Here is a 12,942-nt window from a genome sequence, read left to right as displayed (position 1 = left end):
TTTTCCTGCGGTGTTTCACCCGTAAAAGCCGCACGTATATCCGCCACCTCACGGCGGAAGGCCATTTCTGTGCCCGCCGCTTGCTGGGTTATTGCCTGCGCTACCCCTCGCTGGCTCCTCACCTCACACGGATGCTTGAAGCGGACGACATGCCTTTTCCCGACAGCGACTACAACGACCTGCTCCGTCACCTCTCCTTCGCCCAGTTGCATAACGGCACGGATGCCACGCACGACACGCCGGGGGACTGCCCGCCGGAACTGGCCGTCTTCACCTCTTTCCTCCGGTCGCTCCTGCCCGTCCTGTTTCCTCCGTTGCCCGACGTGCCCGGTGTACCGGAAGGGATGCTCGACCAGAATACGTTGTCGCCCGAAGCCGTCCTCCATACCCTCTGTCTCGAATACTACGAGGAAAGGATCATGGCTTCCGCCCGCCAGTTGCGCAACCGTCTCCGCGAGCAGCCGTCGCCCTCCCGTCCGCCCCTCCTCCACGCCTTCGGCAAAGAGCTCCGCCTCCTCTCCGAAATCACCCGCCAGACGGAACGCACGGCGGCGGTTGGGGAGAGGTGGTTTTGAGAAGGAAAGAGGCAGATGTTTTACTTTTAAATGAATAAACAGATGAAATTCTTCATTGTTTATCAAAATAATTCTATATTTGTGCATGTAACCTACTACTTGAATTTTATCCCTATAAATCAAGTAGGACTACTGATAAAAATTGAATAAATCCTACAGCAAACAAAGGTTAGTAGTATTTCTTCAACTGTATAGATTGCTAGTATTATTATTAAAAAGTAATGGTCACACCCATTCTTTCTTGGGAACTCTCTTTCTTGATTGGTTAACCTATATCAATTGCATTACATTCTTTATAACCTTAAACTAATTCATTCATGAAAAAGAAAACCAATCTTTTTATATTAATTTTGTATTTAATATGTAGTATAGGGTGCACATCAGACGATGATGAACTATTATATTTGACAAAAGCGCAAAATATTGAAGCTTTATCGACCCGCACCATGGCAATAACCGTATGTGTGGATGCCTATGTTGAAGTCGGAGGTTATTCCGAATATAAAGGCACTACATGTGAGACATATTACGGAGGAGCTGGCGGTGGCGGAAGCACACCATCCGGCGGATATGATCCGGGCGGTTTCCCGCAACACGGAATATTTGAAGATCACGGGTCAGGAGGTAGCAGTGGCGTACAATCCTATTATGTCGGAGACAAATGGAAGTTCTACTTCCCAAAAGTACAAAAAATATACGACACACAGTCAACATTGAATGTCACCCAAAAATCTGACTTAGAATATGTTTTAGAACTGTTTTACATATTTCCGTCAGATTTTTTAAAGATGTATAACAAACTATTGGCTAAAAATATCCGGTTTAAGTTTTCTGTCGATCCAAGTATTGAAGCTAACGCACAATACAACGGGCAGGATAATTCAATAAAGTTTAAATATGAAGGGAACATAAGCTGGACATATCTGATTGAAGAAATAGTACATGCAGTTCAGAAAAACTGTTACTACGAAAATACAATGAATGATAAATATAAAAACTATGAATTCGAAGCAAAGGTTTTTATAGATTTGGTAAACGGTATTGGCGGTGAGTCTGAAGGTATCGATGTGATGGTTGAATATAGACCCAGGTTAACTGATATGAGTGAACCCTTCTATTCTGAATATTATAAGTGGATAAACAAAATAATAGATCAAGGAGTCATGGCAGGTTCCGATTATGATACATTTAATTCTTTTTGTAACAGCTGGAACCCTCCTAAAGGAGAATACGCACCTGATTTTGTGCCTGAATTAATACAGGAGTTCTTTAGAAAACCCCGTCCTCCTATGCCTCTACCGTAATGTTAAACTTTAAATTAGAAAGTAATGAAAACGAAACTATTTATCCTATTCATCACCTTATTAAGTAGTCTTTGTGTTTCGGCACAAGACGAACAGTGTATCGAACGGGAATCCCGCTTCTTCGACCGAAGAGATTATGTTTCTTCCGCAACAGGGGAAACTAAAGTAACATTGTATGAGAAACAAAAAATAAATCCTCCCCGACCATCCTATCGGGAAGGGAATCGTATTGCCGATTTAATAGGTGTTATGAATTACATGAAATCTGTTATTGCAAAGGAGTTCCCTGTTGTCAGTAGACAGGAAGCTGAACTACTGAAAAAAGTACGGCTGACTTTCACCTATTCGGTCGATGGAAAAATTGTATATTATATGATCCATTTACCTTTAAAGGCTTTAGAGAAGATTCCGGACTTGGAACAACATCTTTATAATATGGTGGAAACAATTAAAAAAGATGGTTTAAAATACGACATCCGTTATTCGGAACCTGACGCACTAGGTGTTGCTTCCTTCATTATTTTATGTAGAAATATAAAATAGAAAGAGCTTTTCTTAACATATACTCTTTTTCAATATGTTTATTCGGATGAACTGCAATCATGAATACAATAGCAGAAAGCAATGAAAACGAAACTATTTATCCTATTCATCACATTATTAAGCAGTCTTTGTGTTTCGGCACAAGACGAACAGTGTATCGAACGGGAATCCCGCTTCTTCGACCGAAGGGATTATGTTTCTTCCATAACAGGGGATACAAGAGTCATATTGTATGAAAAACAAAAGATAAAACCACCCAAATTCCTTTATCGGGAAGGGAATGCAATAGATGACCTGGTTGGAATGATGAATTATATAGGTGAAATTATAAAAAATGAATTTCCTGAAGCAAGCAGACAAGAGGCACAGTTATTAGGAAAAGTCGTTATGGATCTCACCTATTCTGACACCGGGGAAATTGTGTACTACCAGATACGATTCCCCCTCGAAGCTCTAGAAGGTGTTCCTAACCTGGAACAACATCTTTACAACATGGTAGAAACTATTAAAAAAGATACTTTCAAAAAATTTAGGGTTCTTTCCACCGGCCCCGGTGGATTAGGATTTGCAGGATTCTATGTCCGAGTAAAAAATATAAAATAGCCTATTAATCAAATTCCCTCCCCAACCGCAGTCGTGCGGTTGGGGAGAGGTGGTTTTGAGGGGAGGAAAAAGAATGGCTCTGAAAAAGGTAGGCAAATAAACAAACTACCTATTTATTCGGTATATTTGCACAAACATCTATTAAATCAAAGAAAGGAACCAAATCCATGACAAAAAAGAATTACTACAAGAAAGAAAAAGAAACATCACAGTCCACTGTAAATGAGCCAATAGCTTCTTATGGATTCAGTGAAACAGTTGGGCAATCTTCCCCCGCCCAATATACATTGGATGAACTAAAGGCTCATCTGGCTATATCTTTGGAAGATATAAAAGCCGGACGCATTTATAGTCATGAAGAGATCCCTAACCTGCGCCCTCAATGGAAACTTCAATAATCTGGACAAACAGGGCACAGAAATCTGGGACACCCGTCAAGACCCTGACAGGTTAATACATTATTTATAACGATTATCCAAACACACACCAACCCACCCGAACAACCCCGAACCGCCCGCTTCAGCCATGTCGTAGCTTTGTAGTGTAATATTACAACAGACAACAAAGTTATTCACTATTAAAAACTTATCTAATCATGGCAGTAAAATATCGTTTAGTCCTAAGGAAGGACATGAGTAAGGATGCGCCGGAAGACGGCAAGTTGGTGTATGCGGTAAGCAGTTCGACAGGCATGTGCGACACCAATCAGATGTGTGAAATTATTGCAGACCGCTCGGCGGCTACTGCGGGTGATGTCAAACTCGTGCTCGACGGCATCATGCATGTCCTGCAACAGAAACTACCGGAGGGGCAGACCGTGCAACTCGGCGAACTGGGATATATCCAGGCTGTATTGGGAAGCAAGGGGGCGGCTACCGAAAAGGACTTCACCGCCAATATGATCAAAAGCCGGCGCATCCTCTTCCGTCCCGGCAAGCTGCTCAAGCAGATGGCCGACAACTTCAAGACGGAGCGCTACGCCGCCGGTACGCCCACCATACCGCCGGCTGGTGGCGGTGGCGAAGACGACCGGCCGGTGATCGAGTAGCCTAAGGTTCCCCCAGATGATCGACTATACAAGCCACTTGTTTGGGGGTAAGCACCTTCCTTCCGGCTTTCCAGCCACAGGCCGTCAGCCGGGAGGTCAGCTCGTCACTCAGTTTGATCCAGCGCCGCAACTGCACGGAAGCACATTCGGGTTTACTGTCGGGGAAGTATAACAGGGCTAGTTCCTGGTAACCCCACACACGCTTGAAGTTTTGTTTCTTGTCAGACATAACTCTTTGTTTTTGTTTGTTTTACATGATGTAAATATACTCATTAACAGGCAAATAATCAAATTTTCAAGAACCTTTATCCGGTCTGACGACCGATAAATCATCCTCTTATGACAAAGCAAGAATTTATCCGCCTTTACCTGCCCGATGCCGGAGAAGCCGGGAAGAAATACCGTATCAACCCCGTCGTTATACTGGCACAGGCTGCCATCGAATCGGGCTGGGGAGAAAGCGTACTGGCGAAGGAGCATTGCAATCTTTTCGGTATCACGGGCTATGGCCGGGCAAACGACCACTGGCACGGCGGCACGGTCGAACTAAGCGAGGGCGGACTGCGTTTCCGCAAGTACGCCACGACCCGCGAAAGCATCTTCGACTTCGCCCGCCTGATCCAGACCGCCTACCCTTCGGCCGCCGCCGTCAGCTACAAGCCGAACAGCTATGCCTCCGAGATCGCCTACAGCCGCTACATCAGCGAGGTGAACGGCGACAACCGCGCCGCCTACCGTAAGCTGCTATGCAGTATCTCCGGCTGCTTGCAGCGTCTTATCGAAGTAAATGATTATAAACGTTATTACACATCATTCTACCTATGTCAACACTCAAAGTAATTTTCGATTTCCTCCTTTCCGTCGTCAAGATCATCTTTCCCGGAAAAAACAGCGGGAGGCACTGCCGTCCGGATCACGCCCTTCCTGACCATCATCACCCTGACAGCCCTGATCCTGAAGGAGACGGAAGTAGCGATGGCGGCAGTGGGAGCCATCTTGTCGATGCTGCCGAAATCCCCCCGGACGAATGCATAGATGCCGCCGACTTCACCGACAGGCTAATGGGGCATGCGATGATTGCCACCGCTATTATCGGCTACCTGTATAAGATGTATCTCTCATAAGTATCCGGTGTAGTACACCTTGTCATCTGATCAGCTTATACCCGATCCCCCGGACATTCAGTATCTTGATCCGGGGGTCTTTTTCCAGTTTATGCCGGAGCTTCGTGACGAATACATGCAGGCTGCGGGCATTGTAGAAGCTATCGTTCCCCCAGAGTTCCAATAGGATATCCTTGGTGTTGACCGGAAGATTCCCGCTCTCGCAAAGCAACCGGAGCAACTCCGACTCCTTGAAGGAAAGCTCGACCGATTCACCGCCTGCCTCCAACGTCTGCGTAGACGGATAAAACGTATACAACCCAATTTCGTGATACGCGACAGCGACAGGCTCAGCCTTACTCTTGACGATCAATGCCTTCACCCGGACGATCAGTTCACGCAGGCTGAAAGGCTTCCGCAGGTAGTCGTTCGCCCCCAGTTCGAACCCTTGCACGATATCGTCTACCGACGAGCGGGCACTGAGGAACAGGACAGGCACCTCCTTATCCATCCGGCGGATGCGGCGCACCATCTCGAAACCATCCACCTCCGGCATCATCACGTCGGCAATGATCAGTGCCGGATGCTCTTTGAAATAATGCTCTATCCCATCCAGTCCGTCGCGGGCTACCGTTACTTCGTAGCCTTCCTCCTCCAATGCGTCTTTGACGATCATGGCCAGGGAGACTTCGTCTTCTACTAATAAGATATCCATAAGCTCGGGGTTATTGCGGTAATGTAACTATAAAACAGGAGCCCTGGCCGGACACGCTCTCTACGATGACCGTCCCGCCATGCTTCTCCACCATTGTCTTCACATAAAAGAGTCCGATGCCGTAGCCCTTCACCTGCGAATGGCGGCTGGAAGGCAACCGGTAGAACTTATCGAAGAGATGCCGACGGTACTCTTCGGGAATACCTGGGCCGTTATCCTGCACACGTAGCTGCACCTTTCCTCCGGCAGCCTCCGCCCGTATCGTTATCTCCGGCTCCTTGTCTGCATATTTGACGGCATTATCCACCAGGTTGCTGATGATGCTGTACAAGTGTACGCGGTCGGCTTTCAGGGTTATTTCCTCCGGGACAGACTCCACACGGATGCAGAAAGGGCGTGACGACTTGATCTTCTGCTGCTCCAGTATCTTGCCGATCAGGGCATTCAACGAAATATCCTCCATCACCAGGCGGATCTCTTTCCGTTTCTCCAAGCTAAGGGTCAGTATCTGTTCGACCATTCCGCCCAGCCGTTCCAGTTCCTCGTGGCAGAGGTGGAGGTATTTATCGGCCTTCTCCTTATTTCCCAGAAGGTTATAATGGATGATCGACTCGATGGCGGCATAGGATATGGCGATGGGTGTCTTCAACTCGTGCGTCACGTTATGGGTGAAGTCGTCTTTCAGTTGCTCCACCGTCTTCTGGTGGAGCAGGAACCAGATCATATAGGCGAACGACAACACCAGGATCAACAGGATCAGGAACGAAGAGACCAGGATCCCCGTCATTCCCGCCAGAGATGCCAACCGGGTCGGTTCCACATAGACGCAATAGGCTTTCGGATGATAGGTGGTATACTCCCAGGTATAACGGTCGTAACGCACCGTGTCTTCTCCTGTGGGGACGGAAGAGGCGACCACCGTACTGTCGGCAAGCGACCGTATCTCCGTGAAATGACGAAGGTGCAGGTTTTTCTCCCGGAGACCGGCCGTCAGCAGGCTGTCGAACTTCGCCAGATCGACGGGAAAGATCGTATCGATCACCTCGTGGAGGCTGCGTTGCATCTGCAACCCCAGCTGGCCCAGCGAACTGAAATCGTCGCCCACCCTGACCTTGCCGCTTTCGAGTACTTTCTTCATCTCGGCATTCACTTCGGGCATAAGAGGGAGCCCGGCTTCTTTCTCGACGATCCGGACAGTCTCCGGCACCGAGTCCTTACTCCGGAAACGGGTGGTCAGGGCGATGCCTCCCCGGTCGTCGGCCTGCGAGAAAGTCTCCCGCCGCTTGTTCGCCAACCGGCTGATGGTGTCGGCACGGCTGAACAGTTCGATATGGTCGGCATTGCGGATCGCCTCGATGATATATTCCCTGTTCTGCTGCTGGTGGGAATGATACAGCCGGTTGATCCAGAACAACTGGTAGGCGAATATCCCGGATAACGACACGATCACCAGTGCAATGATATATTTCATGGATGATTTCATGCAAACAAATATAGGGATTCTCCGGCTTGCCGCCTGCCGCTTTAAATCAAAATAACACAGTTTCGGACGAATGTTATTTAGTCTTACCAAATGTAAGCGTTTTTTGGTACTGTTCCGGGCCCTTTCTACCTTTCGTATAAAAATCACGAAAAGCACAAGAACATGAAAAGAATCTATTACCTGTTATTGATAGCCAGCCTGCTCCCCCTGCCTGCCCGGTTATCGGCGCAAAAGCAGACCGACGGCAAAGGAACGATCCTGGTGAACGACAGCATCACGCTGGAACTGCCGGAGGTATTCGTCAAAGCCGAACGTCCGCTGGTGAGGATGACCGAGGGAAAACTTCAGTACGACATTCCCAACCTGATGAAAAGCAAACCGGTGGACAATGCGTTCGATGTCCTGGGCGAACTGCCGGGCGTGGAAAAGAAAGGCGACAATATCTCGCTGCTCGGCACATCGGGCACGACGATCATCATCAACGGCCGGAAAAGCAGCATGACAGCGGAACAGCTGGCCGACATGCTGAAGGCGACCCCTTCCTCGAAAGTGAAAAAGGTGGAGGTGATGTACAGTACTCCGCCGCAATACGGTGTACAGGGTGCCTCCATCAACCTAATCATCGAGAACGACAAGAGCCTGAAGGATACCCTGAAAGGAGAAGTGTCGCTGACAGGAGAACAGGGGTATTATTTCTCTCCTTCGGGAAGGATGAACCTGTCGTACACGGGAAAGAAATATACGACGGATTTCTCCTACTCGACGGGTTACCGACACAGCCGCTCGACGGAAAATATGCATGCGGAACCGACCGTCGGCGGACAGAGGTACGATATCCTGCAAAAGAACTGGTCGGAAAACAAAAGTATCGCCCACAACCTGCGGGGTGCTTTCGAATATGATTTCGACAACAAGGACAAACTCTCGGCCTCCTACACGGGACGGTATGTACAGGACGGCCCCGCTTCCCACCGGGGCGGACGGACGGAGTTCACAGGCATCGAAACGGTAAACACCGCCAGCAGGACGACCGGGCCGACTTCCCTGCACAGTGTACGGATCGATTACAACGGTCATAAGAACCTGAACGCGGGTATCGACTATACCTTCTACAAAGATAAATCGTTGCAGGAGCTGGTCAATAATTTTGAAGACGACACCGACCAGGACAGGCGCAACGAAAGCCGCCAGCAGACACAACGGGCCAATATCTACCTGAACCATTTCGTCGTTACCGCGAGCAAGTGGAAACTGTCCTACGGACTGGAGGCTTCGTTGTCGGGGACGGACAACAAGGCGGAAGCACTGCTCGACAACACGGAAGAGCGCGAAGGGACATTCGACCTGACGCAGAGGGAGCATTCGGTCGGCGCTTTCGGCGGTTTCTCGCGTTCGTTCGGGAAGAAGCTGACGCTGGATGCTTCGCTGACCGTCCGGTATTACAAGGCTTCGATCGACTCGGCGGGAAAGAAAAATACGTTATGGGACAAGGCGGACCTCTTCCCTGCCCTGTCGGTCGTTTACCGGATCGATCCCTCCAACATGTTGCAGTTCTCCTTATCGAGCAACCGGAAGTATCCTTCCTATTGGGCTACTACACCGAATACTTATTATATGAATGTTTACAGCGTAATTAAAGGCAATCCGGAACTGAAACCGGAGCTGAACTATTCGATGCAACTGACCTATATCCTCAAAAACAAGTATGTGCTCGGGGCCTTCGCCAATTTCCAGCCGGATAAGATCCAACAGATGTCGTACCAGTCGCCCGACCGCCTGCAATCGGTCTTCCATACGATCAACCTGGATACGCACAATATGTTCGGACTGATGGCGGTCGTTCCTTTCCGTGCCGGCGAGGTGCTTAGTTCGCGGCTGACGCTGATGGGCTTCGGTATCCACGACAAAGGGATGCTGGTCGATGTCCGTTTCGACCGGAAGAAGCTCTTCGGGCGTGCCATGCTGACCAACACGATCTTCCTGACCCGCGACAAAAACCTCTCGCTCGACCTCAGTGGCGATTACAGCTCCCCGGCCATCCAGGGCATCTACGATATCGACCCGCTCTACAGCCTGGATGCCGCCCTGGTATGGACGCTTCCCAAACAGAAACTCCGCCTGACCCTCAAAGGCAACGACCTGCTGAACAGTCAAAAGCCGCTCACCCACATCGACCAGCAGGGTCAGAAAAGCCGCATGGAACTGTTTCAGGACAACCGTTCGGTCTTGCTGACAATCCGTTACAGCTTCGGCAGCTACAAGGAAAAGAAGGTAAAGGCGGTGGATACGTCACGGTTCGGGACTTGAAATAACAGGCCTTGTAAGGGCGGTTCGCGAACCGCCCCTACCAACGACACTACATTCAAAACTAACATAATATGCGACAAAGAAACCTTTATTTATTCGTTATCCTTTGCTGGCTGTGCACATACGGTTCTCCGGTACAAGCGCAGGATGATGCTCTGCACGCCGTCGAGGAAGCGATAAGCAATTACAACTACCAACAGGCGATCGACCTTATCGGCCGACTGGATTCACTCTCTCCCGACCTGCAACGGAAGAAGCTGGCAGCCTACAAGGAACTGAACCGGTACGGTGAAGCAATCCGCCTGCTGGATGAAATGATCGAAGCGGATTCGCTGAACATGCATCTCTACATCGAACGGGCCAACTGTTACCTGATGCAGAACAGCGACAACAAAGCGTTGGAAGAATACGGAAAGGCGTTGAAGCTATCTCCCGAAAATACTTATATACGGACAAAAATGGGACAGCTCTATTTCCGCAACGAACAATACACAGAAGCGAAAGCCCTTGCCGAAACGATGCTTTCCGGAGACACCACACAATATGCCCTGCGTCTGTTGGGCGATTGCTACGGGAAAACGGAACAACCGGATTCCGCCCTCTATCTGTACGAACTGGCACTGAAAAGGGATTCGTCGGACTATGCGGCGGTGCTCCGCCTGTCGAACCTTTATCTGGAGATGGATTCGGTAGATGCAGCGATCCGTTATACCGACAAGTACATCGGACAGGATTCCCTGAACCTGCCTGTCAACCGGGTCAATGCTTTCGCCTATTTCCAGAAAGAGCAGTTCCGGGAGGCCCTGGAGAAATACCGTAACCTCTCGCAACTGGGCGATAACACAGCCAACACAAACTATTATCTGGGTCTTTGTTATCTGAAGAACGACAGCCTGCAGAAAGCCTACGAATGCCTGGACAAGGCCAATAAGAAAGCAAAGGAAAAGAATCCGCAGATACTCACTTACCTGGGTATCGCAGCGATTGAAATGCCGGGATATGCCACCGAAGGGATCGAGGCTACGGAGAAGGCGATCCGGCTGATCCTACCGGACAGCACGCTGATGTTCTCCCTGTATAACACACTGGCAAAAGGGTTCGTCATGCGCCGTGAGTTGAAAGAAGAGATCGTGGCATTGAAGACCTCCCTGTCTTATAGCCCGCAATCGTCCGTCACCCTCAATCATATCGCTTATGCTTACGATATACTGAAGGACAACAGGAATGCCGTCAAATACTACAAGCTCTTCCTCAACAGCATCAGCCATCGCGAAAAGCTATCCGGCTATATGCAAAAACTGAAAGATGCCGCCGAGGAGAGGTTGCAGTATTACAGGGAGGAGGAGTTCTTCAAAGGGGAATGACCCTTCCCTGCTATCGAAGCGGTTGCCCTGCCGGAACGATCGAAACGGCTTCCTCTTTGTCGAGGGTCAGCATCAACAGGCCGTTCTGTACAGGGACAGCCGATTGTATCAAGATCGATCCGTTCATGGAGATGGAATAGATATCTACCGAACCTACCTTCTCCCAGCCTTCCGGCATCAGCCAGTTACGGCTTTCGTATCCGTCACCGGAATAAGCGATGATCTCGTTGTCATTCCAGAGGGCAGGGACGAACAGGTTATCGTTCTCACGCAGGATGAAATTACCTTTACGGATGACGTTCTTTCCGTCCTCCACATGGGCAACGACACCATTGCTGTAATACAGGGCTTCGTCGATAAAGGCAACCCGATCCAGGCGGCTCAGGTAATACCAGGGTAATGTCATAGTGCAGAACTGCGACAGGAAGCCCGGCATGTTTTCCAGGTCTTTTTGTAGGATCTCTTCACCCTGCATGCTCGAACCGAAGCGGAAATCGCCTTGTCCGTCACGGTGCGTCCGTCCGCGGGCAGACAGTCTTTCGGGTATCTGCATCTGGAAGTTTATATCCGTCGGGAACCACCAGGACATCGGTTGCAAGCCAACAAATCCTTCACCTGCAGGATGCGCCCAGAAGATACCTTCGCCCGTGACGTCGAAGCCTTTCTCACGCCAGTACTTGAAGATTTTTCGTTGGGTTTCCACCTCCTTATAGATGTCGATACCTCCGTTCTCGGGCTTGGCATGCCAGGGGCTTAACGGACGGTTCTCCGGTTGCCAGTAGGCCATGAAAGCATCGATATGGATAGTATGGCCGTCTTTCAGTTCGGGGATCATATCGATCAGACGGTCGATACGTCGTTTAGCAAAGCCTTTCTCCCATTCTTTCGTATAGCTCAGGTGATAGGCTTTATGGCCCTTGACATATTCCCAGATGGATTTCAGATTACCGTTGGCATCACGGGCGATGATATCGTTTTTGATGTAGGTATCCCACAGGGGACTTTCCTCGAAAGCATCGACCATGTTGATATGCAGGCTGACAGTCGTGTTGTAGGCACGGGCTTCCCGGATCAGCCAGCGGAGGCTTTCAAGGGCGGTGGCGTCTTCTTCCCGTTTCAACTTGGGATTGACGATACTCCAGTCCGGATACAGGTGGTCGTGACCACCCCGCTGCCAACCGACCAGATAGATGATCTTGGGGATACCGCGTGTCAGGTTGTCTATCCGCTTCACGACATCCAGGGCTTCGCCGAACGTACACAGACGGGATGGATCTTCATGCTGAAAGATCACGTTATTCGGGTCTGGTTCGTTCAGTTCACCGTCGTAGCCGACAAAGAGTTTCAGCACCAGGGTCTGGTGATAATCACGGTAGTAAGGGGCTACAACGACTTGCTTTGTGGCTGTGTAGGTCGCTCCGTCGTTTTGGTAGACAGCGCTGATCTCAGCTAGTCCGCCATCTTTAGGGATCAGCTGGTCGCCCGATAAAGCAATCACTTCGACGTTACCGCTGGCACTGACCGTACGGACGGCCAGAGCGACTTCCGACAAGGGAATGTCAATCGTCTTGCCATTGGAATAAATCCCTATGATCTGAATAGTTCCCCGTTCACCGGGGTTTCGCACAGGATTCAAGGTTTCCTTGTCCAGTTGGATGTCTATCTTCTCCAGCGTACCCTGCGTGCTGCACGAGAGGAAGAGGAATAATGTAAGAATATAGAAAAGTGCTTTCATGATGATAAGTTGTTTGTATATATAAATAGTGCTACTACCTATACGAGGGTGATGACACCTCTCATACAGTAGTGGTAAGACCTCCTTTACAACGCTGTACTATATTTATATCTTTACTTAGATAATTAATTATCTTTAGAAGAATAAAAAATTATCTAAGTG

13 protein-coding genes and 1 pseudogene are annotated in these 12,942 nt (G+C 49.3%); 10 read left to right on the top strand and 4 right to left on the bottom strand.

Translation table 11 applies throughout. The features are described 5' to 3' along the window. From QZ076_RS17375 to QZ076_RS17350, 6 genes and pseudogenes are all read left to right on the top strand, one after another. A pseudogene (locus tag QZ076_RS17375) lies at positions 1 to 575 on the top strand (hypothetical protein); the annotation flags it as partial. A gap of 317 nt (positions 576 to 892) precedes the next feature. Further along, positions 893 to 1,879, top strand: a complete 987-nt coding sequence (locus tag QZ076_RS17370; RefSeq protein ID WP_293715295.1) for a hypothetical protein — start codon at positions 893 to 895, stop codon at positions 1,877 to 1,879. Between the two features lie 24 nt (positions 1,880 to 1,903). After that, positions 1,904 to 2,422, top strand: a complete 519-nt coding sequence (locus QZ076_RS17365) for a hypothetical protein (RefSeq protein WP_293715292.1) — start codon at positions 1,904 to 1,906, stop codon at positions 2,420 to 2,422. A gap of 81 nt (positions 2,423 to 2,503) precedes the next feature. Continuing rightward, a complete protein-coding gene (locus QZ076_RS17360; protein WP_293715289.1) occupies positions 2,504 to 3,025 on the top strand; it encodes a hypothetical protein in 522 nt (173 codons plus the stop codon). Between the two features lie 167 nt (positions 3,026 to 3,192). Beyond that, positions 3,193 to 3,423, top strand: coding sequence for a hypothetical protein (locus QZ076_RS17355; RefSeq protein WP_293715286.1), 231 nt, complete (start codon positions 3,193 to 3,195; stop codon positions 3,421 to 3,423). 197 nt (positions 3,424 to 3,620) lie between these two features. Then, positions 3,621 to 4,073 (top strand): HU family DNA-binding protein, encoded by a 453-nt coding sequence (locus QZ076_RS17350; RefSeq protein ID WP_293715283.1) that lies wholly within the window; start codon positions 3,621 to 3,623, stop codon positions 4,071 to 4,073. A 1-nt stretch (position 4,074) separates the two neighbouring features. On the opposite strand, the gene QZ076_RS17345 is transcribed toward QZ076_RS17350, so the two are convergent. Next, positions 4,075 to 4,302, bottom strand: coding sequence for a DUF4248 domain-containing protein (locus QZ076_RS17345; protein ID WP_028726768.1), 228 nt, complete (start codon positions 4,300 to 4,302; stop codon positions 4,075 to 4,077). Positions 4,303 to 4,412: 110 nt separating this feature from the next. Here QZ076_RS17345 and QZ076_RS17340 point away from each other — a divergent pair, with 110 nt between their 5' ends. Both QZ076_RS17340 and QZ076_RS17335 read left to right on the top strand, forming a co-directional pair. Then, the gene (locus QZ076_RS17340; RefSeq protein ID WP_293715279.1) at positions 4,413 to 4,913 is read left to right on the top strand and encodes a glucosaminidase domain-containing protein; all 501 of its coding nucleotides are present in this window, start codon (positions 4,413 to 4,415) and stop codon (positions 4,911 to 4,913) included. Further along, a complete protein-coding gene (locus tag QZ076_RS17335) occupies positions 4,895 to 5,197 on the top strand; it encodes a hypothetical protein (protein ID WP_293715276.1) in 303 nt (100 codons plus the stop codon). Before QZ076_RS17340 ends, QZ076_RS17335 begins: the two co-directional genes overlap by 19 nt. 22 nt (positions 5,198 to 5,219) lie before the next feature. Here the strand turns inward: QZ076_RS17335 and QZ076_RS17330 are convergent, their stop codons facing one another. Together QZ076_RS17330 and QZ076_RS17325 are read right to left on the bottom strand one after the other, a co-directional pair. Beyond that, positions 5,220 to 5,891, bottom strand: a complete 672-nt coding sequence (locus tag QZ076_RS17330; protein ID WP_293715273.1) for a response regulator transcription factor — start codon at positions 5,889 to 5,891, stop codon at positions 5,220 to 5,222. A 10-nt stretch (positions 5,892 to 5,901) separates the two neighbouring features. Continuing rightward, complete coding sequence (locus QZ076_RS17325; protein ID WP_293715270.1) at positions 5,902 to 7,362, bottom strand: HAMP domain-containing sensor histidine kinase; 1,461 nt, start codon at positions 7,360 to 7,362, stop codon at positions 5,902 to 5,904. A gap of 174 nt (positions 7,363 to 7,536) precedes the next feature. On the opposite strand from QZ076_RS17325, the gene QZ076_RS17320 reads away from it, so the two are divergent. After that, entirely contained in the window at positions 7,537 to 9,681 is a 2,145-nt protein-coding gene (locus QZ076_RS17320; protein WP_293715267.1) for an outer membrane beta-barrel family protein, read from the top strand. A 71-nt stretch (positions 9,682 to 9,752) separates the two neighbouring features. Continuing rightward, complete coding sequence (locus tag QZ076_RS17315; RefSeq protein ID WP_293715264.1) at positions 9,753 to 11,045, top strand: tetratricopeptide repeat protein; 1,293 nt, start codon at positions 9,753 to 9,755, stop codon at positions 11,043 to 11,045. A 10-nt stretch (positions 11,046 to 11,055) separates the two neighbouring features. On the opposite strand, the gene QZ076_RS17310 is transcribed toward QZ076_RS17315, so the two are convergent. Next, the gene (locus QZ076_RS17310; protein WP_293715262.1) at positions 11,056 to 12,780 is read right to left on the bottom strand and encodes an endo-alpha-N-acetylgalactosaminidase family protein; all 1,725 of its coding nucleotides are present in this window, start codon (positions 12,778 to 12,780) and stop codon (positions 11,056 to 11,058) included. Positions 12,781 to 12,942 lie beyond the last annotated feature (162 nt).

The sequence above is a fragment of the uncultured Parabacteroides sp. genome (assembly GCF_905196875.1).
Lineage (GTDB): Bacteria > Bacteroidota > Bacteroidia > Bacteroidales > Tannerellaceae > Parabacteroides.
Note: the sequence above shows the minus strand (reverse complement) of the source record. Positions and strands in the feature narration are given on the sequence as shown.